The following is a 26833-nucleotide window of genomic DNA, read 5'->3' on the forward strand; positions in this document are numbered from 1 at the left end:
TTCACCGATCTCACGTTTCGCCAACGCGCCGCGTCTACCGGGTATGAACACTCGACACGCCGTAATTCAAAGCCCGCTCGGAGAGCTCACCGTTGTCGCCGAGGGCGACGCTCTGACGGGCTTGTACTTCCGGCATCATTGGTCTCGGCCTTCCGAGGATACGCTTGGTCAGCGCGTCGACGCGGACTCCGACCCGCTGCTCGCGAAGGCTCGGACACAGTTGACCGACTATCTGACGGGCCGCACGCGGGGCTTCAATCTGCCAACGAGGCTGCATGGTGACCCGGCCCAGCAGCGTGTGTGGCAGCTGCTGAGCACCATTCCCTACGGCGAGACCGTGACGTACGGCGAACTGGCCGCGGCTCTTGGCGACGGCACGACGGCCCAAGGGGTAGGGCAGACAGTGGGGCGCAATCCGCTGTGCGTCGTCATCCCGTGCCATCGCGTCATCGGGCGCAACGGCCAGCTGACGGGTTACGCGGGCGGGCTCGAGCGCAAGCAGTTTCTGCTGGAATTGGAGGAGCCGAGCGAGGTCAAGGAGGCGAGGTTGTTCTGATGGCAGTGACGAAATGGCAGAAGCGCGTCGACTCCGGTGACTGGGACGCAATCACCAACGAAGTCAACGACTTCGGCGGTGCACTGCTACCCCGGCTGCTGACCAAAGCGGAGGCGGACAAGATCCGAGGGCTCTATCCCGACGATCACCTGTTCCGCGCGACGATCGACATGCGGCGCTACCGGTTCGGGGAGGGTGAGTACCGGTACTTCGGCCAGCCCTACCCTGAGCCCATCGAAGCGCTCAAACAAGCGCTGTATCCCCGACTGCTGCCGATCGCCAGAGATTGGTGGACCAAATTGGGTCGCACCGCGCCGTGGCCGGAAACGCTCGACGAATGGTTGGACATCTGCCACGACGCCGGCCAGAAGAAGTCGACAGCGATCTTGCTCAAGTACGGCAAGGGCGACTGGAACGCACTGCACCGAGACCTCTACGGCGACTTGGTTTTTCCGCTTCAGGTGGTAATCAACCTCAGCGAACCGGGTGTCGACCACACCGGTGGTGAGTTCCTGCTCGTCGAGCAGCGCCCGCGCGCACAGTCCCGCGGCACCGCGACACTGTTGCCGTTCGGGCACGGCTTCGTATTCACCACGCGCGAGCGGCCGGTCGAGTCAGCCAGGGGCTGGTCGGCATCGCCGGTGCGACACGGTGTTTCAGCTGTTCGCTCGGGTGAGCGGGTCACCCTCGGGCTCGTCTTCCACGACGCGAAGTGAAGATCCGCGGCACGCTCGGCGGCCACCGCAGGACCCGTATCTACGGTCGACTGGACTGTCCGTCGGCGCTGCGGGCGATCGAACGCGGCGGCTATGTCAAAGATCGCGTGTTCTTCGCCGACGAGTCCGCTGCGATCGCGGCGGGTTACCGGCCGTGTGCGCGGTGCATGCCCGACGAGTATCGACGCTGGCGGGCTAACGGCGTCGCAGCACGATGACGTTGTCGATCCACGGCCAGGTGTCCCCGTCGGGGCCCTTGGCCTGACGCTCGACGGTGTCGACCCGCACGCGTTCCCAATCGTCACCGAGTTCCAGTCCGGCGATAACCTCCTCGGCACTGGGGAATTCGTGGTGGCGATGGTCGAGTTTCGACGGCCACGGCGGCGGCCCCGCGTGGTCGACGATGAGAAGCACTCCCCGGGGGCGCACCGCGGCCGCTGCGCGCTTGAGCAGCCGCGGCCGATCGAACGGAATCATCGAATGCAGAAACTGCGCGGAGATCAGATCGAAGGTGCCGTCCGGGAAACCGTCGGACAGGTCGTGCTGGACGAAGTCGATCCGGTCGGCCAATCCCTTGGCCTCGGCGGCAGCGGTCGCGCGCTGCAGCGCGGTTTCTGAGATGTCCACTGCGACAACGGTCCAACCGTGTTCGGCGAGCCAACACGCATCGGCGCCCTCACCGCAGCCAAGGTCAAGCGCATGGCCGGCGGGAAGCGGTGTGACCACTTCCTCGAGGCGGACGTTGACGCGGCCGCTCCAGATCCGGTCGCTCTCGGCGTAGCGCTGCTCCCACTGTTCCTTGGCATCAGGCGTCGACATGTTCACTCCAATCCGGGACCGGCAGTCCGCATTCGTCGGCCAATAGGCTCTGCACCACTGACATTCCAGCCAGCGAGCCAGCCGCGATCGCCGAGGCGACCGACGGTGGCAGTTGGGTGCTCAGGTCGCCTGCCGCGAAGACGCCCGTTGCCGTGGTGCGGCACAGGCCATCCACCTTCACCGGCGCCTCGCCGAACGGCGTCACCTCGCCGGGCTCGGCGCCGAGTTGTTCGGCAAGCGACGAACGCTGATGCAGCGTGGTGGCGGCCAGCAGGCCCCGACATTGCAGCCGGTCACCGTCGGAGAACTGCACGGCCTCCAGTTGCGCGTCACGCGCGATCAGTTCGGCCACCGATCGCTCGTCGATCTTCACGCCGGCCCCGGCCAGCCGGTCTCGGTCGTCATCGCTCAGATCGGCAGGACCGTCCGTCAACAGGACCAGGTCGTCGGTCCAGCCCCGCAGCAGCAACGCCGAGTGAATCGCCTTTTCGCCGCGGGCCAGCACCGCCAGAGATTGATCGCGCTGTTCCCAGCCGTCGCAGAACGGGCAATGGAAGACCGAGGTGCCCCAGCACTCCTGCAGGCCCTTCACCTCTGGCGGCCGGTATTCCATGCCGGTGGCCAGCAGTACTCGACGCGTCCGTTCACGCGATCCGTCGGCGAGCTCCAATTCGAAGACCTCGCCGCCGCGCTTGCCCGACACGACCTCACCTTTTCGCACCTCGACGCTGGCGTAGGCGGCGAGCTCCTTGCGGCCCTGCTGGTACAAGTCGGCAGGCGATCGGCCGTCATGTCCCAGTAGCCCGCCGACCCCGTGAGCCGCCAAGTTGCTCTGCTGCCCGGCGTCGACCAGCAGCGTGCGCCGCCTCGCGCGACCCAGCACCAGTCCCGCGCTCAAGCCGGCCGCACCGCCGCCAACGACGACGCATTCCCACATCGCATCCATGACCCGAGCTTGCCCAAATTCGCGCCGATCAATCAAACTGTTTTGCCATGGAGGCAAAAACCTCGGGCAATGAAGACTTCGATCTGCGGGTCAGGCAGCGGCTGAGACAGCTGCGCACGCAGCGTGGGCTGACGCTCGAGGACGTCGCAACCCGGTCCAGCATCGACGTGTCGACGCTGAGCAGGCTGGAGGCCGGAAAGCGTCGGCTTGCACTCGATCATCTCCCCCGTCTGGCCGCCGCGCTGTCGGTCAGCACCGACGAGCTGCTGCGCGCCCCGGAGGCCGAGGACCCCCGAATCAGGGGTGCATCGCACACCCACAACGACATCACGTACTGGCCGCTGACGCGCCATGGCCCGGCAGGCGGGCTGCACGCCTACAAGATCAAGATCAACGCCCGTCGACGCACTCCGCCCGCGGAACTGCCTGTGCACGAAGGCCAGGACTGGATGTATGTGTTGTCCGGCCGGCTGCGGCTGCTCCTCGCCGAGAAGGACTTTGTCATCAAATCCGGTGAGGCCGTGGAGTTTTCGACGTGGACGCCGCACTGGTTCGGGGTCGTCGACGAGCCCGTCGAGGCGATCACCTTATTCGGCGTGCACGGCGAACGGCTCCACCTACACAGCTGATGACAAGTAGGCGGTCTGGTTCACCAGCCGTACCGAGGCCACGCCGTCGGGATAGAACTCCGCGATGGACAGCGAAGCAAGGTCCAGATGCAGCCGGTAGAGGATGCCGGGGCCGGCGTCCAACGCCATCCGCAGCAAGGTCTTGATCGGTGTCACGTGTGACACCACCAACACATTCTCGCCGTTGTGCTCGTTGATGATTCGCGCCTGCGCACGGCGAACGCGTTCGGCGACGCCGTCGAAGCTCTCACCGTCGGGAGGGGCGATGCTGGTGTCGCGCAGCCAGCGCCGGTGCTGCTCGGGGTCCCGCTCGGCGGCCTCGCCGAACGTCAGCCCCTCCCAACCGCCGAAATCGGTTTCGATCAGATCATGGTCGACCGTGACCTCGAGGCCGAGCGCTTTCGCCGCCGCAGCCGCGGTGTCGTAAGCGCGTTGCAGCGGTGACGTCACGACGGCATCGATGCCGCCCCGCTGCGCGAGGAACTGTGCGGCCGCCTCCGCTTGCCGCCTGCCGACGTCGGTCAGCGCCGGGTTGCCACGACCGGAATACCGACGCTGCGTGGACAATTCGGTCTGCCCGTGACGCAGCAACAGGAATCGGGTCGGCGCGCCACGGGCACCGATCCAACCGGCGGGCGAGGTGGGCGTCTGCGATTGGGCGGGCGCTTCCGCGGCAGCTTCGATTTCAGCGGCGGCGTCCATCGCCTCGTTGGCAAGCCGATCAGCGTGGCTGTTCTCGGCACGCGGAATCCACGTGTAGGTGATGCGCTCGAACCGGGCGGCCAACGCGGTGGCCTGCTGATGCAGCGCGGCGATGTCGGGGTGTTTGACCTTCCACCGGCCCGACATCTGTTCCACCACAAGCTTGGAATCCATCGACACGTCGACCTCGGTGGCCCCGACCTTGGCGGCCTCCTCGAGCCCCGCGATCAGTCCGCGGTATTCGGCGACGTTGTTGGTGGCCTGCCCGATGGCCTGCTTGCTTTCGGCCAGAATCGCAGCGCGGTTGGCGGTCCACACCACCGACCCGTAGCCCGCAGGACCGGGGTTGCCCCGTGACCCGCCGTCGGCCTCGACGATCACCTTCACGCGCCGGTTCCCTTGACTCGCAGCAGGATTGCCCCACACTCCGGGCAGCGCAGCACCTCGTCGTCGGCGGCAGCCGAGATGCGGGCCAACTCGCCCTTGTCGATCTCGATCCGGCACGCGCCGCAACGTCGCCCCTGCAGCAGCCCCGCACCGGGCCCGCCGTGGGCGCGCTGGCGTTCGTACAGCCCGACCAGTTCAGGATCCAGGGACGCCGCGAGTTCGTCTCTGCGAGAAACGAATTGGTGGCGTTGCTGATCGATCTCGGCACGCTGTTGGTCGCATGCGCTCTGGGCATCGGTCAGTTTGGTCTGCAGCTCGTCGATCTCGGCCAGCGCAGTCGCCTGCTGCCCCTGCAGCTCCTCGCGGCGCTCCATCACCTCCAGCAGGGAGTCTTCCAGGCTGGACTGGCGACGCTCGAGCGTCTCTAGTTCGTGCTGCAGGTCGGTGAGCTGCTTGGCGTCGATGGTGCCCGCCGCAAGCAGGCCGCGGTCCCGGTCCTCGCGTTGCCTGACGGCGTCGATCTCGGACTCGAACTTGGCCACCTGTCCGTCAAGGTCCTCGAGCGCTATCTGCACGACGGCCAACCGGTCGTTGGCCTCCCGGTGCGCCGTCTGAGCTTCTTCGAGCTGCTGCTGTGCAGGCAGGTTCTTGCCGCGATGCGCGAGGCGGCTGAGCTCGGCGTCGACCTGGGCCAGTTCGAGCAGCGAACGTTGTTGAACTACTTCAGCTTTCATGTCCTGTTTCTCTCGACATTCCAAGGATCGGTGCGTATCGCCGACACGCGCACCGGCAGCGCGTCGCCGAAATGGCTGCGCAGCAGGTCGGCCGCCTGCCTACACCACGGAAATTCACTGGCCCAGTGCGCGACGTCGACAAGCGCGACATCCGATGCCCGCGTGTGCTCGTCGGCAGGATGATGACGTAGATCCGCGGTGACATACGCCTGCACGCCCGCATCGGCGACGGTGTTCAGCAGCGAGTCGCCCGCTCCCCCGCACACCGCGACCCTCGACACCGTCGCCTCCGAATCACCTGCGGCCCGCACCCCCCACGAGGTCGGAGGCAGCGCGTCATGGACACGGGCTACGAACGCGGACAACGGCTCTGGCCTGTGCAACGTACCGACTCGACCCAGTCCCACATCGCCGGGTACGGTGGCCAGCCCGAAGATGTCGAACGCAGGCTCCTCGTACGGATGGGCGGTCCGCAACGCGGCCAGCACATGCGCGCGCAATCGCGCAGGCGCAACCATCTCGACCCGATCCTCGGGAACCCGCTCGACGCTGCCGACCGTGCCGATCGTCGGCGACGCGCCTTCGGTCGGCAGGAACTGCCCGGTGCCCGGCGTGCTCCAGCTGCAGTGCGAATAGTCGCCGATGTGGCCTGCGCCGGCGGCGAACATCGCCTCCCGCACGGCGTCGGCGGCATCGGCGGGCACGAACACCACCCATTTGTCCACGCCGGCACCGACGGAGATCGGCTCCAACACCTCCTCGACGGTCAACCCGAGCACATCGGCGAGCGCGTCGGACACCCCTGGCGCGGCCGCGTCGGCGTTGGTGTGCGCCGTGAACAACGCCCGCCCGGTGCGGATCATCTGGTGCAGCAGGGCGCCCTTGGCGGTGCTTGCGGCGACGGTGTCGACGCCGCGCAGCAGCAGCGGATGGTGTGCGAGCAGCATTCCGCGGTCGGGCACCTCGGCCACGACGGCAGCGGTGGCGTCGACGGCCACGGTCACCGTCTCGACCGGTTCGTCCGGATCGCCGCACACCAGGCCGACCGAATCCCAGTCCGCAGCCAGCCGCGGCGGGTAGGCCGCGTCGAGCAACCCGATGATCTCCGACAGCGGCACGCTCATCGCACGAACTCGGCAATCGCGTCGACCAGCCACGATGGCGGCTCAGCGCCGCGGACGTCGACGGCGAAGTCCAGCATGCCGGGCTCCGCGGCCTGGTCGCCGTCGTAGCGCACGGCGGCACGGGGTTGACTGGCCACAGCACGACACTAGACGTCGGCGACAATGGACTCGTGACAGAAACCCTGCGCAGTACCGTCGCAGCGCGCCCGCAGTTGGTGCTCTTCGACCTCGACGGCACCCTGACCGACTCCGCGCAGGGCATCGTGTCCAGCTTCCGGCACGCACTCGGACAGGTCGGGGCGGTCGTGCCCGACGGCGATTTGGCAGGCCGCGTCGTCGGCCCGCCGATGCATCACACCCTGACCGAAATGGGCCTCGGCGAACACACCGACGCCGCGATCGCCGCTTATCGGGCCGACTACACCACCCGCGGCTGGGCGATGAACAGGCTCTTCGACGGCATCGCCGAACTGTTGGCCGACCTACAGGCCGCCGGTGTCCGGCTGGCCGTGGCGACGTCGAAGGCGGAGCCGACCGCGCGGCGCATCCTCGCCCACTTCGGCCTCGACGGGCACTTCGAGGTGATCGCGGGTGCCAGTGTCGACGGCACGCGGGCAACCAAATCCGACGTCGTCGCGCATGCGCTGGCCCAGCTACATCCGCTGCCGGATCGGGTGCTGATGGTCGGTGACCGCTCGCACGACGTCGAGGGCGCCGCCGAGCACGGCATCGACACCGTCGTAGTCGGCTGGGGTTACGGCCGTGCCGACTTTGATGATCCCGACGCGGTCAGGGCGCTTGCCCATGTCTCGACCGTGGCCGACCTTCGCGAGGTGTTGGGTGTCTGAGCCGCTGCACATCACCTTCATCTGCTCAGGCAACATCTGCCGGTCGCCGATGGCCGAGAAGATGTTCGCCCATCAGATCAAGGAGCGTGGCCTGTCCGACGCGGTACGAGTCACCAGCGCGGGCACCGGCGGCTGGCATGCGGGCGATCCCGCCGATCAGCGCGCTGCCCATGTACTGCGTGAGCACGGCTATCCCACCGCGCACCGCGCCGCGCAGATCGACAGCGACCACTTGGCGGCGGATCTTGTTGTGGCTCTTGGTCGCAACCATGAACGGATGCTGCGGGAAATGGGTGTTCCGCCCAATAGGATTCGGATGCTGCGGTCGTTCGACCCGCGGTCGGGGGCGCACGCACTCGACGTCGAAGACCCGTACTACGGCACGCACGATGATTTCGAGGACGTGTACACCGTGATCGAGGCGTCGTTGCCCGGGCTGCACGACTGGGTGGACGAGCAGTTGGCCGGCAGGGGCATCGCAAGCTGATGCGACGGTTGGCGTTTCTGCTGCGGCCGGCGTGGTTGGCGCTGTTCGTCGTGGTGCTCGCGTTCGCGTATCTGTGCTTCACCGTGCTGGCACCATGGCAGTTGGGCAAGAACACCAAGACGTCGCGTGAGAACACCCAGATCTCGAACTCGGTGTCAGCCGACCCCGTGCCGCTGAAAACCTATCTGCCACAGCAGGATTCGTCCGCTCCGGACGCGCAGTGGCGGCGGGTGACCGCGACCGGTCACTATCTGCCCGAGCAGCAGGTGCTGGCCCGGCTTCGCGTCATCGACGGTGACCCCGCGTTCGAGGTGCTGACACCGTTCGCCGTCGACGGCGGCCCGGTGGTTTTGGTCGACCGGGGATACGTGCGACCCGAGCAGGGCTCGAAGGTGCCCGCGTTCGCACCGCCACCCAGCGGGACGGTCACGATCACCGCACGATTGCGCGACTCCGAGCCGGTGGTGACCGGCAAGGAGCCCTTCCGGGAGGACGGCACGCAGCAGGTGTATTCGATCAACACCGCACAGATCTCGGGGCTCACCCGGACGCCGGTGGCCGGGTCCTATGTCCAACTCGTCGAGGATCAGCCCGGCGGTCTCGGCGTCATCGCATTGCCTCGGCTCGATGCCGGCCCGTTCCTGTCCTACGGCATCCAGTGGATTGCGTTCGGCATCATCGCCCCGATCTTGTTGGGCTACTTCATCTACGCCGAGATCCGCGAGCGCCGACGCGAGAAGGCCGCCGCACCGACGCAGCCCGACGCGCCGCTCACGATCGAGCAGAAGCTCGCCGACCGATACGGCAGGCGGCGCTGAGACCGACCGCGACGGCAGCGGCCTGCACGAGTTTCGACAACCGCACCGCCCGCACCAGATCAGCGACTTCGGGGGCACGCCCGTCGCCGAGCGTCGGCCTGATCTCCAGTTCGTGGGCATACTGCGTCGGCCCGCCGAGTCGCACGCCGAGCGCTCCGGCGAAGGCGGCCTCGACCACGCCCGCGTTGGGACTGGGGTGACGGGCCGCGTCGCGGCGCCAGGCACGGAGTGCTCCGGTGGGTGAACCGCCGACCAGCGGCGCACACAAGGCCACGAGTACGCCCGTGACCCGGGCCGCGACGAAATTGGCGGCATCGTCGAATCGTGCTGCGGCCCAGCCGAATCGGAGGTATCGGGCCGAGCGATTGCCGATCATCGCATCCAGAGTGTTGGCGCCGCGGTAGACGAGCACCGCGGGCACTCCGCCGACTGCGGCCCACAACACCGGCGCCACCTGCGCGTCGGAGGTGTTCTCGGCGATGGATTCGAGCGCCGCTCGAGTGAGGCCCGCGGAGTCGAGCGCGGCCGGGTCGCGACCGCACAGCGACGGCAACAACTGCCGTGCGCCCGCGACATCATCGGCGGTCAGCAGGTCGGCCATCTGGTGGCCGGCGCGACACAACGACGTGCCGCCCAGTGCGACGAACGTCGCGGCCGCCGTGGCCGCCGACGTCAATACCGGACCCCTGACAGTGCGTTCGAAGGCGACACCAAGCACACCGAGGGCCCCAAGCAGTGTCGCGACGTGTACCGCCCCGGCGCGGCGGGAATCGGCGTAGGTCAGCCGTTCCAAAGCCGCTGCGCCGCTACCGAACAGCGCGACTGGGTGGCCCCGGCGCGGATCACCGAACAACAGGTCGGCGAGATAGCCGCCCGAGATTCCCGCGACGCGACCCCGACTCGCTGGCACAAACACCCCGGGAGCGTCTCACAAGTGGTCTACTCGGTTTCATGAGGCTGGGCCCGCCCCGGCGTCCGACCAGGGTCGCCGACTTGCTGAACCCCGCCGCGGTGCTGCTGCCTGCGGCGAATGTGATCATGCAGTTGGCCGCACCCGCGATCGGGTACGGCGTGCTGGAGAGCCCCGTCGACAGCGGCAACGTGTACAAGCATCCGTTGAAGCGCTCTCGCACCACCGGCTACTACCTGGCCGCCGCGACCGTCGGCACCGACGCGGACCGCGCACTGGTCCGCAAGGAGATCGACAAGGTGCATGCCATGATCCGGTCGACCGCATCGAGTCCGGTTTCCTACAACGCGTTCAACCCTCGACTGCAGCTCTGGGTCGCCGCCTGCCTGTACCGCTATTACATCGATCAGCACGAATTTCTCTACGGCCCACTGGACGAGGCGGCCGCCGATGCGGTGTACCAGGACGCCAAGAAGCTCGGCACCACACTGCAAGTGCGCGAAGACATGTGGCCCGCCGACCGGGTGGCGTTCGACGCGTACTGGAAGAGTTCGCTCGAGGAGCTTCGGATCGATCCGCCGGTGCGCGAGCACCTGTACGGCGTTGCAACAGCGGCATTTCTGCCGACCCCGCTTCGGCAACTCGTCGGCCCGGTGAACCTGTTTGCGACGACGGGATTCCTGCCGCAGGAGTTCCGCACGCACATGCGGCTGCCGTGGACGCCTGAACACCAACGACTGTTCGAGATGCTGTTGATGACGCTGCGCATCGCCGATCACGTTATCCCCCGCGACTTTTGGCTGTTCTGGTACGGGCTGTACCTGCGCAGCATGCGAACCAGGGCACGCCTAGGCAGGCGGGTCATCTGACCCGCCTGCCTTGACGCCCCTCGAATTATTTCGTTGCGGTCGACGAGCCGGAACTCGTGGAACCGGTGCTACCGCTTGTGGATCCGGTGCTGCCACTGGTGGTGCCCGTTGAGCTCGTCCCGGTCGAGTTGGTAGCGGTCGACCCGGTAGAGGTGCTCGACGTGCCGGTCGTGGCAGTCGACGTCGTGCCCGTCGACGTGGTGCCCGTCGTAGACGTCGTGCCCGTCGAGGTCGTACCTGTCGTAGCCGTCGGCTCAGAGGTCGCCGTCGCCGGAGTCGCTGTCGCCGTAGCCGTTGGCGCCGTTGATGTTTCGGTCGTCGGCGCCGTCGTGGTCAGCGTGCTCTGCGGCACCTCCGTCGCAGCCATCGGCGCCACCGCGGTGGTCGTCGATGCAGTCGGGGTCGTCGACGTCGTCGTCGCAGTACCCGTCGAGGCTGCCAGAGTGACCGAACTCGGCGGCGGTGACTGCGGATGCGTCGCCGTCCACTGCTGGATCACGTTCGCGGCCGGCTTTCGGGACCAGTCGGTACGCAGCACACCGAACGTGTCCTGATCGTCGGTGCTTCCCGTCTGCCGGTCACGCGTGGTGTAGATGAACGACGGCCCGGTGTAGTCGAAGCTGCTCCAGGTGTTCAGGAAGTTCGAGATGAATGAGGCCTGGGTTGCCTCACTGACAACCGATGTCGGCTCGCCGTACTCCGAGGCCCAAATCAGTTTGTCGCCATCACCATTCGCGACCATCTCCTGGTGCATCAGGTCGAGTTGATTGATCGGCGAGGCGGGACCATATGGCCTGCCCTGCCCGAACGGAACCTGGTACTGGTACGGGTGATAGGACAGCGCGTCGAAATAGCCCTGCGCCCCGGCGTCGTACATGCCCTGCACGTACTTGGCCGGGCTGATGGCGAGGTTCGGATAGTCGGTGACCCAGCCGACCACGCCCCCGATGACGGTGGCGTTCGGATCGGCCTCTTTGATGGCGGGATAAGCCGCCTGCAGCAGCTGGGTGTATTCAGCCGGGTCCGGTGATGGATACCAGAAGGTCGCGGCGTTGGGTTCGTTCCAAATCTCATAGGCCGATACCTTGCCGGCGTAGCGTTCTGCCACTGCGCCAACGAATTCCGCATATTCCGCCGTCGATGCGGGCGGGCTCGCGGGAGCGGGCTGCCCGGGTTCGGTGGCCCAGGCCGGCGTCGAGTTCAGCACGCCGAGAATGCCCATGTCGCGCTCATATGCCGAGTTGACGAGCGCATCGACCTTGTTCCAGTAGAAAAAGTCGTTCTGCAGCTCGATGCCGTTCCACGGGATCAGGATCCGGACGTTCTGCACGCCCATCGCCTGCATCTCGTCGAGCGTCCGGTCGATGTCGGCCTGTGACATCCCGATCAGGTCCGAGTCCGCGAACCCGACCGTGGTGTTGGATGTGTTGATGGCCGCCATGGTGGCGTAGGGCAGCACGACAGGCCCCGAGCCACCGGCCATCAACAGACTTGCGGCCCCGGCGGACATGACCGCTGAGGCCGTAATTGCAATACCGATCTTGACTACGGGCCGCCCAAGCTGGCCCTTCTTCTCCCTTTGCCGCACGAGTATCCCCATTTCGTGATCCATTGCTTACCGGCCCCCGCACCGGCTCCATCGATACAATTCTTTGGTTCCCAGCAACGACAACGTTTAATCACGCTCGCAAGAAGTTTTTGCCATCAGAGCTGCGCGTTTCCTGTAGAGGATGCGCGCACCTGAAACATCAGAAGCGTCAATTTGAACTGGTGGCAAAGGCCCGACTCTTTAGTTGGAGAAACTAGACAGCACCTGAAACGTGCGCGAATTCGTTTGCTGGACAGCAATGATCATGGTTACGTTCCGAATAGGCAAACCGCCGCGAAATTTGCCGCGACGCACGCGGAGGGGACGTTGCACGGTCAAGGACCGTCGCGTTTGCCCGCTCGAGGGTCAATGATCAGTGGTGAACCGGGTCACGTCCGGTGACGTATGTAGATCGTCTTTCTCGATGTGAACAGTGAGGAGTCCACGATGGCCTTCCCGGCCCTCAACCACGTCGCGCTCACAGTGCGCGATCTCGACGTCAGCGGACCTTGGTATAAAACGCTGATCGGAACCGATCCCGTGCTCGACGAGCACACCGACGCCGGTTTCCGGCATCTGGTCTGGGCGTTCGAAAACGGCACGCTGTTCGGTATCCACCAGCACGACCGCGACATCGAGGGTGGGCAGTTCACCGAGTTCCGTGCGGGGCTGGATCACGTCGGATTCGGCTGCGCCAGCCGCGCCGAGCTGCAGGAGTGGGCCGAGAAGCTCAACGGCCTCGGCATCGAACACGGCGGGATCGTCGACGCACACTATGGGTCGGGCGTCAGTTTCCGCGACCCGGACGGCAACGCGCTGGAGTTCTTCGCCCCGCCGGAGTGATGGCAATCGCGGCTCGCAGTTACCGCGCCGCTTTGCCACAGATGCGAACCCACTCGCGGTTTCTCGGTAATATCTGCCGATGAGCAACCGTCTGCGACGCGCCGGCCTCGGCGCCGCCGCTGTGCTGGCCGCCGGTGCTGCGCTGATCGCGCCAAGCGCCCTCTCGCCCGCTGTGCCGTTGGCCAGCGCCGACGACTGCCCGGACATCGAGGTGACCTTCGCCCGCGGCACCGACGAACCGGTCGGCCTCGGGCGCGTGGGCCAGGCCCTCGTGGACGCGCTGCGTGAGCAGACCGGCATGAACATCGGTGCGTACGCGGTGAACTACAAGGCGAGCCTGCTCCAGTTGCACACCGACGACGGCTCCAAGGACGCCGTAGCGCACATCAAATCCATGGCCGACAAATGCCCTAACACGCCGCAGGTGCTTGGCGGATATTCGCAGGGCGCGTCGGTGGTGGACATCGTCACCGGCAATTCGGTAGGCGGTCTGCTCAGGGGCACTACGCTGCCAGCCCAATACGCCGACAACGTCGCGGCGGTCGTCACCTTCGGCAATGTGGGCGACCGCAGCGGTTCACCGATAACGACCCAGAGTTCTCTGCTGGGTGCCAAGGCGATGGATCTGTGCAATCCCGCTGACCCGATCTGTCACGCCGGCCCCGGCAACGAATGGAGCGGACACACCGAGGGCTACGTACCCGTCTACACCGATCAGGCGGCGAGCTTCGTCATCGCGAATCTCTTGGGCGCCCAGCTTCCGACGACGTCAGGGCCTTATGCGACGCTCGCACCCTCCACGGCGGCCGAAGCGCCCCTGGCTCTCCACTGACGGGCACAACGGCCCACCTCGATGAGGCTGGTGGGCGCGGAGGGTATCGAACCGCCGACCGCTGGTGGGTAACTCCCTGTCCAGATCACCACCCAGTACCGAGGTGGAACCCAGTTGAACTGCCCAGCAAGAAACCACCAAGGCGTCCGCTGCAGCCTTGCGGATGACCAGCCACCCCGAACCGCCAACAGCGAAACGGCACCTACCCGGACAAGAGAGACAGCACGCCAATGAAAACGAAGACGCTTGCGAGACCGATCGCAGCGGTCATCGCGACCACCATCGCCGTGGCTGCCTGCTCCACTATCGGCGCACCCTCCGCGTCGGCCGACCCACAACCGACTCTGGGTCGTGCCTGGAACCCGAACACCAAGGGCTACGGAACGGTAGCGCCGACCAATGTCAACAACGGAGGCGACCCGACGGGCGATATCTGGGACATCACATGGTCTTCATGGGGCGGCGAACAGGCCATCGGCACGGGTACTTCCTACGCGATACCGCCGGGGGCCTTCAGCGTCGCACAGTCGGTCAAACAACCGGCGACGATCGTGGCCTACAACCTCGGCAACTGCGACGGCAAGCTGATGTATCAAGCGGCGAAGTGGTACTTCCCCGGCTACGGAGAATCGTTCAATCCAGCCGGGCACTACAACATCTGCACCGGTGACTATGTCGACGGCATCTAACGGAAGTCGCCAATAAACACCCACGATCACACGAAGCTGGCCTCGCTGAATGTTGGTGGGCGCGGACGGTATCGAACCGCCGACCGCTGGTGTGTAAAACCAGAGCTCTACCACTGAGCTACGCGCCCCTGCTCGGGCAGGCTACCGGTCGATGACCTGCAGGTGGAAATCCGTCAGCCCGATCGCAGCGCTTTGAGCGCCTCGGTCCACACGGCTTGATCCCGCGCCTCCCCCGGCTGCTTCATCTCGGCGAACCGGATCACGCCCGACCGGTCCACGACGAACGTGCCGCGATTGGAAAAGCCGGTGTCGTCGTTGAACACGCCGTAGGACTGCGCGACGGCGCCGTGCGGCCAGAAGTCGGACAGCACCGGAAACGTGAAACTGCTCTGCGTCGCCCAAACCTTGTGCGTAGGCGGCGGACCCACCGAAATCGACAGCGTCGCGGTGTCGTCGTTCTGGTAATCCGCCAGGTGGTCGCGTATCTCGTCGAGCTCGCCCTGGCAGATGCCGGTGAACGCCAGCGGAAAGAACACCAGCAGCACATCCTTGACGCCGCGGAAGCTGCTCAGCGTTACGGGCTGGCCGTTCTGGTCCTTGAGCGTGAAGTCCGGCGCCTCGCTACCGACTTCCAGCACTACCGCCTGCCGGCCGCTTTGGATTTCGGCTGCACCAGCCTGCTGGCGATCCAGTCGCCGAGATTGGCCGACGACGTCTGCATCAGGCCCGCTGTCGGCGCCGATTCGGCGATTTCGGCGGGTTGCACGTGGCCCGGCTTGCCCGTCTTCGGCGTCACCACCCAGATCACGCCGTCGTCGGCGAGCGGGGTGATGGCGTCCATCAGGTTGTCCACGAGATCGCCGTCGCCGTCGCGCCACCACAACAGCACCACGTCGATGACCTCGTCGGCGTCCTCGTCGAGCAGCTCGCCGCCGCACGCCTCTTCGATGTCGGCCCGGATGTCGTCGTCGACGTCGGAGTCCCAGCCCAACTCCTGCACAACCTGATCTCGTTGGATGCCCAGTCTGCGGGCGTAGTTCGGGGCGTCATCCGCCGCGACCACGGTCGGTCCTCCTTCAGCCAGCTCGGGCGCACGATGCGCCCGGTGATGTCTCAAGGCCTATCGTCGCACGCCGCGGCCCGAAGACCGACCACCGGCGGGCAGGTTCATCGATATGCCGCGTCGCAGAGGTTCAGCGCGGCGGTCTTGGTGTCGTTCAACTTGGTGATCGCGGCGTTGAATTCTTCGGGGCCGAAATTGCCCGCGATCGCCGCCGCGAGCCCCCTGGCCGCGTCCACCCACGCGCCTAGGGCGTCGCGCAAATTGGGGCTGAGCGGGTCGGAAACGCTGCGACCCACCAGATCGGCGCTGTGGTTGAGCGCATCGATCGCAGGCGGCGCCTTGGCCGCGGCATCGGCGGCGTTCTTGTTGAACGCGTCGACGTAGTTGTTCACCGCCGTGATCGCGTCGACGCTCGACGAGCTCAGCGCTTCGCACGACGAGTGGACGGCCTGGGTGGTCAGCGATGCCTGGCGTTCGGATTCGCGGGAGCTCGAGCTGGCCGCGGACTCTTCGATCGACGCCGATACCGAGGCCCGGTAGACCGGAGCGTCGGCACGGTCGATCTCCGCGCTGCCCTGCGTGACGCTGGTGCAGCCGACGATGATCATCGCCGAGGCAGCAAGACCGCCGATCACCAGCGCCACGATCCGCAGCCGCTTGCGAGACAGCCCAGCGATCAGCACGGTCTGCAGACGTTACCGGTTTGCACCCCGTTGGACCCTTTAAGTGGGTTCATTCCACTCGGCACCCCCAGCGGTGCAAGTGGGGCACGATGGGACAAAGATGGAGGCAGCTGCGCCGATCGCGTAGCACCTGTAACCGCCTAACAAGGAGCGGAAGTTGACCACCGAGTTCGTGCGCCAAGACCTGGCCCAAAACTCCAGCACCGCAGCCGAACCCGATCGGGTTCGGGTGATTCGGGAAGGCGTCGCATCATATCTGCCCGACATCGATCCGGAAGAGACCGCCGAATGGCTCGAGTCGTTCGACGAATTGCTCGAACGGTCGGGCCCGGCGCGGGCGCGCTATCTGATGTTGCGGTTGCTGGAACGCTCTGGCGAACAGCGGGTGGCCATCCCCGCCCTGACGTCCACCGACTATGTGAACACCATCCCGACCGAACTCGAGCCGTGGTTTCCCGGCGATGAAGACGTCGAGCGCCGCTACCGGGCATGGATCCGATGGAACGCCGCGATCATGGTGCACCGGGCGCAACGCCCGGGAGTCGGTGTGGGAGGCCATATTTCGACGTACGCGTCGTCGGCGGCGCTGTACGAGGTCGGTTTCAACCACTTCTTCCGCGGTAAGGCCCACCCGGGCGGCGGCGATCAGGTGTTCATCCAGGGCCACGCCTCGCCCGGCGTCTACGCGCGCGCGTTTCTCGAGGGCCGGCTAACCGCTGACCAACTCGACGGCTTCCGCCAGGAGCACAGCCACCCCGGCGGCGGACTGCCGTCGTATCCGCACCCGCGGCTGATGCCGGACTTCTGGGAGTTCCCGACGGTGTCGATGGGCCTTGGCCCGATGAACGCGATCTACCAGGCACGGTTCAACCACTATCTGCATGACCGCGGCATCAAGGACACCTCCGACCAGCACGTGTGGGCATTCCTCGGCGACGGTGAGATGGACGAGCCGGAGAGCCGCGGGCTGATCCAGGTCGCAGCCAACGAGGGCCTGGACAACCTGACCTTCGTGATCAACTGCAATCTGCAGCGCCTCGACGGCCCGGTCCGCGGCAACGGCAAGATCATCCAGGAGCTGGAGTCCTTCTTCCGGGGCGCTGGCTGGAACGTGATCAAGGTGGTGTGGGGACGCGAATGGGACACGCTGCTGCATGCCGACCGCGACGGCGCACTGGTCAACCTGATGAACACCACCCCCGACGGTGACTACCAGACCTACAAGGCCAACGACGGCGCTTATGTCCGCGACCACTTCTTCGGCCGCGATCCGCGCACCAAGGCGTTGGTCGAGAAGATGTCGGACAGCGAGATCTGGAATCTCAAGCGCGGCGGGCACGACTACCGCAAGGTGTATGCGGCCTACCGGGCGGCCATCGAGCACACGGGCCAGCCGACGGTGATCCTGGCCAAGACCATCAAGGGCTACTCACTCGGCGCGCACTTCCAGGGCCGCAACGCGACGCATCAGATGAAAAAGCTTGCGATAGAAGACCTCAAGTTCTTCCGCGACGCGATCCGCATCCCGGTCAGCGACGAGGAAATCGAGAAGAACCCCTATCTGCCGCCCTACTACCACCCAGGGCCCGAAGCTCCCGAGATTCGGTACATGCTCGAAAGGCGCCGTGCGCTGGGAGGTTTCGTACCCGAGCGCCGCACCAAGTCCAAGGCGCTGACGCTTCCCGGCCGCGACACCTACAAGGCGCTGAAAAAGGGTTCGGGCAACCAGGAGGTCGCCACCACGATGGCGACGGTTCGCACATTCAAGGAACTGTTGCGGGACAAGGAAATTGGCAAGCGAATCGTGCCGATCATTCCCGACGAAGCCCGCACGTTCGGCATGGACTCATGGTTCCCGAGCCTGAAGATCTACAACCGCAACGGCCAGCTCTACACCAGCGTGGATGCCGAATTGATGTTGGCGTACAAGGAAAGTGAAATCGGCCAGATCCTGCACGAAGGGATCAACGAGGCGGGCTCCACGGCGTCGTTCACCGCGGTCGGCACTTCTTACGCCACGCACAACGAGCCGATGATCCCGGTCTACATCTTCTATTCGATGTTCGGCTTCCAGCGCACCGGCGACGGATTCTGGGCGGCCGCCGACCAGATGGCCCGCGGCTTCGTCCTCGGCGCCACCGCGGGCCGCACCACGCTGACCGGCGAAGGCCTGCAGCATGCCGACGGCCACTCGCTGCTGCTCGCCGCGACCAATCCGGCAGTGGTGGCCTACGACCCGGCGTTCGCCTACGAGATCGCCTACATCGTGGAAAGCGGCCTGCACCGCATGTACGGCGAGAACCCGGAGAACGTCTACTTCTATATGACGATCTACAACGAGCCCTACGTGCAGCCCGCCGAGCCCGAGGGAATCGACGTGGAAGCGCTGCTGCGCGGCATCTACCTCTACCGCAAGGCGCCGGAGAAGCGCACGCACGTCGCGCAGATCCTCACGTCGGGTGTCGCCATGCCCGAGGCGGTTCGGGCGGCCGAACTGCTCGCCGACGAGTGGGACGTCGCCGCCGACGTCTGGTCGGTGACCAGCTGGGGCGAGCTCAACCGCGACGGTGTGGCCATAGAGAAGGAACGGCTGCGCCACCCCGAGCGTCCGCCGGGCACGCCGTTCGTCACCCAGGCCCTGGCCGAGGCGGCGGGGCCGGTGGTCGCGGTGTCCGACTGGATGCGGGCGGTGCCCGAGCAGATCAGGCCGTGGGTGCCGGGCACCTACATCACGCTTGGCGCAGACGGCTTCGGGTTCTCCGACACTCGCCCGGCGGCGCGGCGGTACTTCAACACCGATGCCGAGTCGGTCGTCGTCGGCGTGCTCGAGGGCCTCGCGCGCGACGGGAACATCGACGAGTCGGTCGCGGTCGAGGCCGCGCGCAAATACAAGATCGACGATGTGATGGCTGCGGGCGTCTCGTACAAGGACACCGGCAGCGCCTAGTTGGAGGTTTCCTCCAGAAGAGTCGCGTAGCCTTTGGGGATGGCCGACAATCGGTTCATCCCGCCGAAGTCCACGATCGAGGTGCTGGAGACGGTGCCCGACACCGTGCTGCGCCGGCTCAAGCAGTACTCCGGCCGGTTGGCGACCGAGGCCGTGCGCGCCATGGAGGAACGACTGCCGTACTTCGCCGACCTGGAGGCCTCGCAGCGCGCGAGCGTGCAACTGGTGGTGCAGGCGGCGGTGGTCAACTTCGTCGAGTGGATGCGCAACCCGCAAAGCAACGTCAGCTACACGGCGCAGGCGTTCGAGGTGGTGCCGCAGGATCTACGGCGACGCGTTGCGCTGCGGCAGTCGGTCGAAATGGTCCGCGTCACCATGGAGTACTGCGAGGAAGTGGTGCCGCTGCTTGCGCGCTCCGAGGAGCAGTTGACCGCGCTGACGGCCGGAATCCTGCGCTATAGCAGGGATTTGGCGTTCGCCGCCGCCATGGCCTACGCCGACCAGGCCGAGGCGCGCGGCGCGTGGGACACCCGGATGGAGGCCAACGTCGTCGACGCGGTGGTCCGCGGGGACACCGGCCCGGAACTGCAGTCGCAGGCCGCCGCGCTGAACTGGGACGCAACCGCGCCCGCGACCGTCATCGTCGGGCTGCCCCAACCCGACCGCGTGGACCTCACCAGCGATGATGTCCACGACGTCGTCAACCGCAACGGGCGAGCCGCCCTGTCCGACGTGCACGGCACCTGGCTGGTCGCCATCGTGTCGGGCGCGCTGGCACCGACGGACAAGTTTCTCTCCGAGCTGCTGGGCGTCTTTGCCGACGGTCCGGTGGTGATCGGGCCGACAGCGCCCACGCTGGGCGCCGCTTACATCAGCGCCACGGAGGCGATCGCGGGGATGAACGCGGTGGCCGGCTGGAGCGGAGCGCCGCGGCCGGTATTGGCACGCGAGTTGCTGCCCGAGCGCGCGTTGTTGGGCGATGCGACGGCCGTCGCAGCGCTGGAAGCCGAGGTGATGCGCCCGCTGGCCGACGCAGGTCCGGCGCTCACCGAGACGCTTGACGCTTATTTGGACTCGGGCGGTGCGATCGAGGCCTGCGCCCGCAAATTGTTCGTTCATCCAAATACCGTGCGCTACCGGCTCAAACGCATCGCCGACTTCACCGGCCGCGATCCCACGCTTCCGCGCGACGCGTACGTGCTGCGGGTCGCCGCGACCGTAGGTCGACTGGGCCGGCAGCCATACCACTCCAGCACGCCAAATACCTCGTCAAGATCGGTTCAGACGACAGGCGCAGCGTGGCAGGGATCACATCGCCCTGCCTGAATTGATCGCGGGATGTTGCAGAGCGGTATCGATGGAGTCCCATCACATGCCTTTTTGTGGGAGTCCCACAAAAACATAAGACGAGGTTCATAATCTCTTACACCGTGCAAAGTCGTCTTCACAGTGTTCTCTTAGAGACGTGCCTCAACAAACTGCGCTTGCCTTGCTTGCGCCCGGCCAGGGCTCCCAGACTCCCGGCATGCTGGCCGCCTGGCTCGAGCTGCCCGGCGCCGCTGAGCGTCTTGCCGCCTGGTCCGAGATCAGCGGCCTTGACCTGGTTCGCCTTGGCACTACCGCGACCGCCGAGGAGATCACCGACACCGCGGTGACCCAGCCACTCGTGGTGGCCGCGACGCTGCTGGCGCACGAGGAACTGACCCGGCGCGGGCTGCTCAACGACAGGGACACGGTTGTCGCCGGCCATTCGGTCGGTGAGATCGCCGCTTATGCGATCGCCGGCGTGATCTCCGCCGACGATGCGGTCAAGCTGGCCGCCACCCGGGGTTCGGAGATGGCCAAGGCCTGCGCGCTGGAGCCGACGGGCATGTCCGCGGTGCTCGGGGGCGACGAGGCCGAGGTGCTGGCTCGTCTCGAGGCGCTGGATCTTGTTCCGGCCAACCGCAACGCTGCCGGTCAGATCGTGGCCGCCGGCGCGCTGTCCGCCCTGGACAAGCTCGCCGAGGATCCGCCCGCGAAGGCCCGCGTCCGCCAGTTGGCCACTGCAGGTGCCTTCCACACGCACTACATGGCCTCGGCGACCGAGGGATATGCAAAGGCGGCCGAAGCGGTAACAGCCTCGGAGCCCAACACGACACTTCTGTCGAATGCGGACGGGCAGCCCGTCGCCTCGGCAGCGGACGCGATGACCAAGCTGGTGGCACAGCTGACCCGCCCCGTGCGGTGGGACCTGTGCACCGAGTACCTGCGCGGCGACGCGGAGGTCCGAGTGTCGGCGATCGTCGAGTTCCCGCCGGCGGGGACGTTGGCAGGCATCGCCAAACGTGAACTTCGGGGGGTACCGACGCACGCCGTCAAGTCCCCCGCTGATCTGGACGGGCTAGCAGAGCTCTGACCAGTACAACGAAATAGAGATCGTTAATTCCAGCAGTAACAACCCAATTAGAAGGAGCCATCGTGGCCACCACCCAGGAAGAAATCATCGCCGGCATCGCCGAGATCATCGAAGAGGTCACCGGTATCGAGCCGTCTGAGGTCACCCCGGAGAAGTCGTTCGTCGACGATCTGGACATCGACTCGCTGTCGATGGTGGAGATCGCGGTGCAGACCGAGGACAAGTACGGCGTGAAGATCCCCGACGAGGACCTCGCCGGCCTGCGCACTGTCGGTGACGTCGTCGCCTACATCCAGAAGCTCGAGGAAGAGAACCCCGAGGCCGCTGCGGCAATTCGGGCGCAGATCGCGGAGACCAAGTGACCAAGCCTTCCACTGCTAACGGCGGCTTCCCCAGTGTTGTAGTGACCGCCGTCACGGCAACGACTTCGATCTCTGGGGACATCGAGAGCACGTGGAAGGGCTTGTTGGCCGGCGAGAGCGGCATCCACGTACTCGAGGACGATTTCGTCACCAAGTGGGATCTGCCGGTCCGCATCGGCGGTCACCTCAAGGATCCGGTCGACGACCACATGGGCCGGCTGGACATGCGACGGATGTCGTATGTCCAGCGCATGGCCAAGCTGCTGAGCGGCCAACTGTGGGAGACCGCGGGTGCCCCCGAGGTCGACCCCGACCGCTTCGCAGTGGTCATCGGCACGGGTCTTGGCGGCGGCGAGAAGATCGTCGAAACCTACGACGCGATGAACGAGGGCGGGCCCCGCAAGGTGTCCCCGCTGGCTGTTCAGATGATCATGCCCAACGGGGCGGCAGCGGTGGTGGGCCTTCAGCTGGGGGCCCGCGCCGGCGTCATCACCCCGGTGTCGGCCTGCTCGTCGGGTTCGGAAGCCATCGCCCACGCGTGGCGCCAGATCGTCATGGGTGACGCCGACTTCGCCGTCTGCGGCGGCGTGGAAGGCGGCATCGAGGCGTTGCCGATCGCGACGTTCTCGATGATGCGCGCCATGTCGACGCGAAACGACGACCCCGAAGGCGCGTCGCGGCCGTTCGACAAGAACCGCGACGGCTTCGTGTTCGGCGAGGCGGGCGCAATGCTGGTCATCGAGACCGAGGAGCACGCCAAGGCGCGCGGCGCCAAGCCGCTGGCCAGGCTGCTGGGTGCGGGCATCACGTCCGACGCGTTCCACATGGTGGCTCCGGCCGCCGACGGCGTGCGGGCGGGTCACGCAATGAAGCGTGCGATGGAAACGGCGGGGCTGGAGCCGAAGGACATCAGCCACGTCAACGCCCACGCGACCGCTACCCCGATCGGTGACACGGCCGAGGCGAACGCTCTGCGGGTCGCCGGTGTGGAGCACGCCGCGGTGTACGCCCCGAAGGGTGCGCTTGGCCACTCCATCGGTGCGGTCGGTGCGCTCGAGTCGGTGCTGACGGTGCTCGCGCTGCGCGACGGCGTCATTCCGCCGACACTGAACTATGAGACGCCCGACCCCGAGATCGATCTCGATGTCGTTGCGGGTGAGCCTCGTTATGGCGAATACCAGTACGCCATCAACAACTCGTTCGGCTTCGGTGGCCACAATGTCGCCCTGGCGTTCGGTCGGTACTAGGCGAGAGGAACGTTCGGCACAGTAATGGGAGGACGAACTCAGCTTTCCACGGGGAACGGTTTCCCCAATGTGGTTGTCACTGGCATGGCCATGACGACCGCATTGGCGACCGACGCCGAAAGCACGTGGCAGAAGCTGCTGGACGGCCAAAGCGGTATTCGCAAACTCGAGGATCCGTTTGTCGAGCAGTACAACCTTCCGGTCCGGATAGGTGGCCATCTTCTCGAGGATTTCGACGGCGAGCTCAGCCGAGTTGAGCTGCGTCGGTTGTCGTACCTACAGAAGATGTCCACCGTTCTGGGACGACGGGCCTGGCAGCACGCAGGTGCGCCCGAGGTGGACACCCGCCGCTTGATGGTGTCCATCGGCACTGGCCTTGGTTCGGCCGAGGAATTGGTCTTCGCGTACGACGATATGCGCGCGAAGGGCATGCGAGCCGTGTCCCCGTTGGCCGTGCAGAAGTACATGCCGAACTCGCCCGCGGCCGCAGTCGGCCTCGAGCGGGCAGCCAAAGCCGGTGTCATCACGCCGGTTTCGGCGTGCGCATCGGGCTCCGAAGGCATCGCACACGCGTGGCAACAGATCGTGCTCGGCGAAGCCGACATCGCGATCTGCGGCGGCGTGGAATCGAAGATCGAGGCGGTGCCGATCGCCGGCTTCGCTCAGATGCGAATCGTGTTGTCCACCACCAACGATGACCCGGCAGGCGCGTGCCGACCGTTCGACAAGGACCGCAACGGGTTCGTGTTCGGTGAGGGCGGTGCGCTCATGGTCATCGAGACCGAAGAGCACGCCAAAGCACGCGGCGCGAACATCCTGGCACGCCTGATGGGTGCCAGCGTCACGTCGGACGGCTACCACATGGTGGCGCCCGACCCCAACGGTGAGCAGGCCGGGCACGCGATGTCGCGTGCTATCCAGCTCGCGGGCCTAAAGCCCACTGACATCGACCACGTCAACGCACACGCGACCGGCACCTCGGTCGGCGACGTGGCCGAATCGCATGCGATCAACAACGCGATGGGCGGCCACAAGCCTGCGGTGTACGCACCGAAGTCCGCGCTCGGCCATTCGGTCGGCGCGGTGGGCGCCGTCGAGTCCATCCTGACTGTGCTGGCGTTGAAGAACGGGGTCATCCCGCCGACGCTGAACCTGAAGAATCTCGACCCGGAGATCGACCTGGACGTCGTGCATGGCAGTCCTCGCCCCGGCAATTACCAATACGCAGTGAACAATTCGTTTGGATTCGGTGGGCACAACGTCGCGCTCGCCTTTGGAAAATATTGAGGAAGTACTTCCTCAAGTTTCTAGAGGGCATCCAGCCGACATCCGATGCGCTACAGGAGGTTTCAATGACCATCATGGCCCCGGAGGCTGTCGGCGAATCGCTTGATCCACGCGATCCGCTGCTGCGCCTGAGCACGTTCTTCGACGACGGCAGCGTGGCGCTGCTGCACGAGCGTGACCGCTCGGGCGTGCTGGCCGCTGCCGGCACCGTGAATGGCGTGCGCACCATCGCGTTCTGCACCGACGGCACCGTCATGGGTGGTGCGATGGGTGTGGAGGGCTGCGCGCACATCGTCAACGCCTACGACACCGCAATCGAGGAACAGAGTCCCATCGTCGGAATCTGGCACTCCGGCGGCGCGCGGCTGGCCGAGGGCGTCAAGGCGCTGCACGCGGTCGGGTTGGTCTTCGAGGCCATGATCCGTGCCTCCGGTTACATCCCGCAGATCTCGGTGGTGGTCGGTTTCGCGGCAGGCGGCGCCGCCTACGGCCCCGCCCTGACCGACGTCGTGGTGATGGCGCCGGAGGGCCGGGTGTTCGTCACCGGCCCCGACATCGTTCGCAGTGTTACCGGCGAGGACGTCGACATGGCGTCGCTCGGCGGTCCCGATACCCACCACAAGAAGTCGGGCGTGTGCCACATCGTCGCCGACGACGAGCTCGACGCTTATGAGCGCGGCCGTCGCCTGGTCGGATTGTTCTGCCAGCAGGGCCATTTCGACCGCAGCAAGGCCGAGTCGGGCGACACCGACCTGCATGCGCTGCTGCCGGATTCGGCGCGGCGCGCCTACGACGTGCACCCGATCGTCGAGGCGCTGCTCGATGACGACGCGCCGTTCGAGGAGTTCCAGGGCAAGTGGGCACCGTCGATCGTCGTCGGCCTCGGCCGGCTGTCCGGCCGCTCCGTCGGCGTCATCGCCAACAACCCGCTGCGGCTCGGGGGCTGCCTGAACTCCGAAAGCGCCGAGAAGGCAGCGCGTTTCGTGCGGCTGTGCGATGCGTTCGGGATTCCACTGGTGGTCATCGTCGACGTGCCGGGTTACCTGCCCGGTGTCGATCAGGAGTGGGGCGGCGTGGTGCGTCGCGGCGCCAAGCTGCTGCACGCGTTCGGTGAGTGCACGGTTCCCCGGGTCACGCTGGTCACCCGCAAGATCTACGGCGGGGCCTACATCGCAATGAACTCACGGTCGCTCAATGCCACCAAGGTGTTCGCGTGGCCCGACGCCGAGGTCGCCGTGATGGGCGCCAAGGCTGCGGTCGGCATCCTGCACAAGAAGAAGCTCGCCGCCGCGTCGGACGACGAGCGCGAGGCTCTGCATGAGGAACTGGCGGCCGAGCACGAACGGATCGCAGGCGGTGTGGATTCCGCTATCGAGATCGGTGTCGTCGACGAGAAGATCGACCCGGCGCATACCCGCAGCAAGCTGACTCAGGCGCTGGCCGAGGCGCCGCAGCGCCGCGGTCGACACAAGAACATCCCGCTGTAGTCGGTCAGAGGCCGCGGGCACCCAGCCAACCATCGATGCGTTGCGCCACCGCTTCCCAGTTCGGTTCGAGCATCAGGTTGTGTCCCATACCCGGGAAGATTTCGGCTTCGGTGCCGTACGCGCGTGCCGTGGCATGCACTTCTTCCTGAGTGAAGCAACCGTCGCATTCGCCGCCCAAAACCAGTAGCGGGGTGGTGATCCGTTGCGGCTTGGGCAGATTGAGCAACGTGTCGAAAGTAATTCCGCCCGTGAATTCCTCCGTGAGCCGAGCGGTGTAGCGGACGACGTCGGCCTCAGGCGTTTCCGCGGAGAAGAAGTATCGGCGCGCACGCTCGGGTGTGTTGAAACCGTGTAACGACCGAGTCGTGACAGTGGTTCTCACTGAAACCCAAGGGTGCCGTTTCATCTCGCGAGCGAAGAATCCGCGTGCACCCTTCGGCGGCGCGGAGGCCAGCAGCACGCCGGCGGGGGCATCGTGGGACTCGAGATACTTCTGGACCACAAAGCCACCCAGGGAATGCCCGATCACAACGGGCCGGGCGGGCAGGTCGTCGGCAACCGTGCAGACGTCGCTCACGTAGTCCGCCACCCGGCAGAACTGCATGCGTTTGACCGCCGGGCTGCTGCCGTGGCCGCGAACGCTCAGGGCCATCGCGCGATAGCCCTTGTCGGCGAAGAACCCGAGGAAGTGTTCGTCCCAACACCATGCGCCGTGCCATGCGCCATGAATGAAGAGCAGCGGCACCGGGTGCGCCTCGCTGACCGCGCCCTTGTCGATTACTTCCAGCATGTGATCAGATTCGCAAGCGTGTCTGGGAGCCGAACAAGTATTTGGATACTCGATTTCGGGGAATGATCGCGA

General features: G+C 66.1%; 30 protein-coding genes and 1 tRNA gene. 18 read left to right on the forward strand and 13 right to left on the reverse strand.

Features of this window, described 5'->3' with window-relative positions:
• The first annotated feature begins 43 nt into the window (after positions 1–43).
• Genes GGC64_RS14310 through GGC64_RS14320 form a run of 3 tightly spaced genes read left to right on the forward strand, consistent with a single transcriptional unit; the run spans position 44 to position 1490 of the window.
• Positions 44–556: a methylated-DNA--[protein]-cysteine S-methyltransferase gene (locus tag GGC64_RS14310; protein ID WP_192723163.1), complete on the forward strand. Its 513-nt coding sequence runs from the start codon at positions 44–46 to the stop codon at positions 554–556.
• A complete protein-coding gene (locus GGC64_RS14315; RefSeq protein WP_192723164.1) occupies positions 556–1272 on the forward strand; it encodes a 2OG-Fe(II) oxygenase in 717 nt (238 codons plus the stop codon). Before GGC64_RS14310 ends, GGC64_RS14315 begins: the two co-directional genes overlap by 1 nt.
• Entirely contained in the window at positions 1269–1490 is a 222-nt protein-coding gene (locus GGC64_RS14320; protein WP_192723165.1) for an Ada metal-binding domain-containing protein, read from the forward strand. Before GGC64_RS14315 ends, GGC64_RS14320 begins: the two co-directional genes overlap by 4 nt.
• Here GGC64_RS14320 and GGC64_RS14325 read toward each other — a convergent pair.
• The gene (locus tag GGC64_RS14325) at positions 1468–2091 is read right to left on the reverse strand and encodes a cyclopropane-fatty-acyl-phospholipid synthase family protein (protein ID WP_192723166.1); all 624 of its coding nucleotides are present in this window, start codon (positions 2089–2091) and stop codon (positions 1468–1470) included. The genes GGC64_RS14320 and GGC64_RS14325 overlap by 23 nt on opposite strands.
• Positions 2078–3037: an NAD(P)/FAD-dependent oxidoreductase gene (locus tag GGC64_RS14330; protein ID WP_192723167.1), complete on the reverse strand. Its 960-nt coding sequence runs from the start codon at positions 3035–3037 to the stop codon at positions 2078–2080. The genes GGC64_RS14325 and GGC64_RS14330 overlap by 14 nt, the downstream gene beginning before the upstream one ends.
• A 47-nt stretch (positions 3038–3084) precedes the next feature.
• Between GGC64_RS14330 and GGC64_RS14335 the strand changes: the two genes are divergently transcribed.
• On the forward strand, positions 3085–3666 hold the full coding sequence (locus tag GGC64_RS14335) for a helix-turn-helix domain-containing protein (protein WP_192723168.1): 582 nt from the start codon (positions 3085–3087) through the stop codon (positions 3664–3666).
• Here GGC64_RS14335 and GGC64_RS14340 read toward each other — a convergent pair.
• From GGC64_RS14340 to GGC64_RS14355, 4 genes are read right to left on the reverse strand one after another with little or no spacing between them, the layout of a single operon-like run.
• Positions 3655–4755, reverse strand: a complete 1101-nt coding sequence (locus tag GGC64_RS14340) for a bifunctional RNase H/acid phosphatase (protein WP_192723169.1) — start codon at positions 4753–4755, stop codon at positions 3655–3657. The genes GGC64_RS14335 and GGC64_RS14340 overlap by 12 nt on opposite strands.
• Entirely contained in the window at positions 4752–5489 is a 738-nt protein-coding gene (locus GGC64_RS14345) for a zinc ribbon domain-containing protein (protein WP_192723170.1), read from the reverse strand. Before GGC64_RS14345 ends, GGC64_RS14340 begins: the two co-directional genes overlap by 4 nt.
• Positions 5486–6613 (reverse strand): Nif3-like dinuclear metal center hexameric protein, encoded by a 1128-nt coding sequence (locus GGC64_RS14350; RefSeq protein WP_192723171.1) that lies wholly within the window; start codon positions 6611–6613, stop codon positions 5486–5488. The genes GGC64_RS14345 and GGC64_RS14350 overlap by 4 nt, the downstream gene beginning before the upstream one ends.
• Positions 6610–6750 (reverse strand): hypothetical protein, encoded by a 141-nt coding sequence (locus GGC64_RS14355; protein ID WP_192723945.1) that lies wholly within the window; start codon positions 6748–6750, stop codon positions 6610–6612. The genes GGC64_RS14350 and GGC64_RS14355 overlap by 4 nt, the downstream gene beginning before the upstream one ends.
• A gap of 33 nt (positions 6751–6783) precedes the next feature.
• On the opposite strand from GGC64_RS14355, the gene GGC64_RS14360 reads away from it, so the two are divergent.
• From GGC64_RS14360 to GGC64_RS14370, 3 genes are read left to right on the forward strand one after another with little or no spacing between them, the layout of a single operon-like run.
• Positions 6784–7461: an HAD-IA family hydrolase gene (locus GGC64_RS14360; protein WP_192723172.1), complete on the forward strand. Its 678-nt coding sequence runs from the start codon at positions 6784–6786 to the stop codon at positions 7459–7461.
• The gene (locus GGC64_RS14365) at positions 7454–7948 is read left to right on the forward strand and encodes a low molecular weight protein-tyrosine-phosphatase (RefSeq protein ID WP_192723173.1); all 495 of its coding nucleotides are present in this window, start codon (positions 7454–7456) and stop codon (positions 7946–7948) included. The genes GGC64_RS14360 and GGC64_RS14365 overlap by 8 nt, the downstream gene beginning before the upstream one ends.
• A complete protein-coding gene (locus GGC64_RS14370) occupies positions 7948–8766 on the forward strand; it encodes an SURF1 family protein (protein ID WP_192723174.1) in 819 nt (272 codons plus the stop codon). Before GGC64_RS14365 ends, GGC64_RS14370 begins: the two co-directional genes overlap by 1 nt.
• Here GGC64_RS14370 and GGC64_RS14375 read toward each other — a convergent pair.
• Positions 8720–9682, reverse strand: a complete 963-nt coding sequence (locus GGC64_RS14375; protein WP_192723175.1) for a cobalamin biosynthesis protein — start codon at positions 9680–9682, stop codon at positions 8720–8722. The two genes, GGC64_RS14370 and GGC64_RS14375, sit on opposite strands and share 47 nt — an antisense overlap.
• Before the next feature lie 35 nt (positions 9683–9717).
• Between GGC64_RS14375 and GGC64_RS14380 the strand changes: the two genes are divergently transcribed.
• Complete coding sequence (locus GGC64_RS14380) at positions 9718–10545, forward strand: oxygenase MpaB family protein (protein WP_192723176.1); 828 nt, start codon at positions 9718–9720, stop codon at positions 10543–10545.
• A gap of 25 nt (positions 10546–10570) precedes the next feature.
• Here GGC64_RS14380 and GGC64_RS14385 read toward each other — a convergent pair whose 3' ends face one another.
• On the reverse strand, positions 10571–12145 hold the full coding sequence (locus tag GGC64_RS14385; RefSeq protein ID WP_225951738.1) for a cellulase family glycosylhydrolase: 1575 nt from the start codon (positions 12143–12145) through the stop codon (positions 10571–10573).
• Positions 12146–12580: 435 nt separating this feature from the next.
• Here GGC64_RS14385 and GGC64_RS14390 point away from each other — a divergent pair, with 435 nt between their 5' ends.
• The 3 genes from GGC64_RS14390 to GGC64_RS14400 all read left to right on the forward strand — a co-directional run bounded on the left by GGC64_RS14390 (position 12581) and on the right by GGC64_RS14400 (position 14497).
• Complete coding sequence (locus tag GGC64_RS14390; protein WP_192723177.1) at positions 12581–12976, forward strand: VOC family protein; 396 nt, start codon at positions 12581–12583, stop codon at positions 12974–12976.
• Between the two features lie 79 nt (positions 12977–13055).
• Entirely contained in the window at positions 13056–13808 is a 753-nt protein-coding gene (locus tag GGC64_RS14395; protein ID WP_192723178.1) for a cutinase family protein, read from the forward strand.
• A gap of 230 nt (positions 13809–14038) precedes the next feature.
• On the forward strand, positions 14039–14497 hold the full coding sequence (locus GGC64_RS14400) for a hypothetical protein (protein ID WP_192723179.1): 459 nt from the start codon (positions 14039–14041) through the stop codon (positions 14495–14497).
• Positions 14498–14550: 53 nt separating this feature from the next.
• Here the strand turns inward: GGC64_RS14400 and GGC64_RS14405 are convergent.
• From GGC64_RS14405 to GGC64_RS14420, 4 genes are all read right to left on the reverse strand, one after another.
• Positions 14551–14625, reverse strand: a tRNA-Val gene (locus tag GGC64_RS14405).
• Between the two features lie 45 nt (positions 14626–14670).
• Positions 14671–15135, reverse strand: coding sequence for a peroxiredoxin (locus tag GGC64_RS14410; protein WP_192723180.1), 465 nt, complete (start codon positions 15133–15135; stop codon positions 14671–14673).
• Positions 15135–15560, reverse strand: a complete 426-nt coding sequence (locus tag GGC64_RS14415) for a DUF3052 domain-containing protein (RefSeq protein WP_192723181.1) — start codon at positions 15558–15560, stop codon at positions 15135–15137. The genes GGC64_RS14410 and GGC64_RS14415 overlap by 1 nt, the downstream gene beginning before the upstream one ends.
• Before the next feature lie 104 nt (positions 15561–15664).
• Entirely contained in the window at positions 15665–16168 is a 504-nt protein-coding gene (locus GGC64_RS14420; protein WP_225951942.1) for a hypothetical protein, read from the reverse strand.
• Positions 16169–16400: 232 nt separating this feature from the next.
• On the opposite strand from GGC64_RS14420, the gene aceE reads away from it, so the two are divergent.
• From aceE to GGC64_RS14455, 7 genes are all read left to right on the forward strand, one after another.
• Positions 16401–19190: a pyruvate dehydrogenase (acetyl-transferring), homodimeric type gene (aceE, locus tag GGC64_RS14425; RefSeq protein ID WP_192723182.1), complete on the forward strand. Its 2790-nt coding sequence runs from the start codon at positions 16401–16403 to the stop codon at positions 19188–19190.
• Between the two features lie 39 nt (positions 19191–19229).
• Positions 19230–20516, forward strand: coding sequence for a CdaR family transcriptional regulator (locus GGC64_RS14430; RefSeq protein ID WP_192723183.1), 1287 nt, complete (start codon positions 19230–19232; stop codon positions 20514–20516).
• A 139-nt stretch (positions 20517–20655) separates the two neighbouring features.
• Entirely contained in the window at positions 20656–21588 is a 933-nt protein-coding gene (locus tag GGC64_RS14435) for an ACP S-malonyltransferase (RefSeq protein WP_192723184.1), read from the forward strand.
• A gap of 62 nt (positions 21589–21650) precedes the next feature.
• Entirely contained in the window at positions 21651–21950 is a 300-nt protein-coding gene (gene acpM / locus GGC64_RS14440) for a meromycolate extension acyl carrier protein AcpM (RefSeq protein ID WP_015307814.1), read from the forward strand.
• A complete protein-coding gene (gene kasA / locus GGC64_RS14445; RefSeq protein WP_192723185.1) occupies positions 21947–23197 on the forward strand; it encodes a 3-oxoacyl-ACP synthase KasA in 1251 nt (416 codons plus the stop codon). The genes acpM and kasA overlap by 4 nt, the downstream gene beginning before the upstream one ends.
• Positions 23198–23221: 24 nt before the next feature.
• Positions 23222–24484: a 3-oxoacyl-ACP synthase KasB gene (kasB, locus tag GGC64_RS14450; protein WP_192723186.1), complete on the forward strand. Its 1263-nt coding sequence runs from the start codon at positions 23222–23224 to the stop codon at positions 24482–24484.
• A 65-nt stretch (positions 24485–24549) separates the two neighbouring features.
• The gene (locus tag GGC64_RS14455; RefSeq protein WP_192723187.1) at positions 24550–25971 is read left to right on the forward strand and encodes an acyl-CoA carboxylase subunit beta; all 1422 of its coding nucleotides are present in this window, start codon (positions 24550–24552) and stop codon (positions 25969–25971) included.
• A 4-nt stretch (positions 25972–25975) separates the two neighbouring features.
• On the opposite strand, the gene GGC64_RS14460 is transcribed toward GGC64_RS14455, so the two are convergent.
• Positions 25976–26761, reverse strand: a complete 786-nt coding sequence (locus GGC64_RS14460) for an alpha/beta hydrolase (RefSeq protein WP_192723188.1) — start codon at positions 26759–26761, stop codon at positions 25976–25978.
• Between the last annotated feature and the right edge of the window lie 72 nt (positions 26762–26833).

This window comes from Mycobacterium sp. OAS707, assembly GCF_014873705.1.
GTDB lineage: Bacteria > Actinomycetota > Actinomycetes > Mycobacteriales > Mycobacteriaceae > Mycobacterium.

Coding starts and splice junctions, on each gene's coding strand:
- kasB (WP_192723186.1), top strand. CDS start 23,222: ATGGGAGGACGAACTCAGCTTTCCACGGGGAACGGTTTCCCCAATGTG.
- GGC64_RS14390 (WP_192723177.1), top strand. CDS start 12,581: ATGGCCTTCCCGGCCCTCAACCACGTCGCGCTCACAGTGCGCGATCTC.
- GGC64_RS14330 (WP_192723167.1), bottom strand. CDS start 3,037: ATGGATGCGATGTGGGAATGCGTCGTCGTTGGCGGCGGTGCGGCCGGC.
- GGC64_RS14460 (WP_192723188.1), bottom strand. CDS start 26,761: ATGCTGGAAGTAATCGACAAGGGCGCGGTCAGCGAGGCGCACCCGGTG.
- GGC64_RS14420 (WP_225951942.1), bottom strand. CDS start 16,168: ATGATCATCGTCGGCTGCACCAGCGTCACGCAGGGCAGCGCGGAGATC.
- GGC64_RS14400 (WP_192723179.1), top strand. CDS start 14,039: ATGAAAACGAAGACGCTTGCGAGACCGATCGCAGCGGTCATCGCGACC.
- GGC64_RS14345 (WP_192723170.1), bottom strand. CDS start 5,489: ATGAAAGCTGAAGTAGTTCAACAACGTTCGCTGCTCGAACTGGCCCAG.
- GGC64_RS14395 (WP_192723178.1), top strand. CDS start 13,056: ATGAGCAACCGTCTGCGACGCGCCGGCCTCGGCGCCGCCGCTGTGCTG.
- GGC64_RS14430 (WP_192723183.1), top strand. CDS start 19,230: ATGGCCGACAATCGGTTCATCCCGCCGAAGTCCACGATCGAGGTGCTG.
- GGC64_RS14455 (WP_192723187.1), top strand. CDS start 24,550: ATGACCATCATGGCCCCGGAGGCTGTCGGCGAATCGCTTGATCCACGC.
- GGC64_RS14310 (WP_192723163.1), top strand. CDS start 44: ATGAACACTCGACACGCCGTAATTCAAAGCCCGCTCGGAGAGCTCACC.
- GGC64_RS14335 (WP_192723168.1), top strand. CDS start 3,085: ATGGAGGCAAAAACCTCGGGCAATGAAGACTTCGATCTGCGGGTCAGG.
- GGC64_RS14385 (WP_225951738.1), bottom strand. CDS start 12,145: ATGGGGATACTCGTGCGGCAAAGGGAGAAGAAGGGCCAGCTTGGGCGG.
- GGC64_RS14370 (WP_192723174.1), top strand. CDS start 7,948: ATGCGACGGTTGGCGTTTCTGCTGCGGCCGGCGTGGTTGGCGCTGTTC.
- GGC64_RS14325 (WP_192723166.1), bottom strand. CDS start 2,091: ATGTCGACGCCTGATGCCAAGGAACAGTGGGAGCAGCGCTACGCCGAG.
- GGC64_RS14315 (WP_192723164.1), top strand. CDS start 556: ATGGCAGTGACGAAATGGCAGAAGCGCGTCGACTCCGGTGACTGGGAC.
- GGC64_RS14380 (WP_192723176.1), top strand. CDS start 9,718: ATGAGGCTGGGCCCGCCCCGGCGTCCGACCAGGGTCGCCGACTTGCTG.
- GGC64_RS14350 (WP_192723171.1), bottom strand. CDS start 6,613: ATGAGCGTGCCGCTGTCGGAGATCATCGGGTTGCTCGACGCGGCCTAC.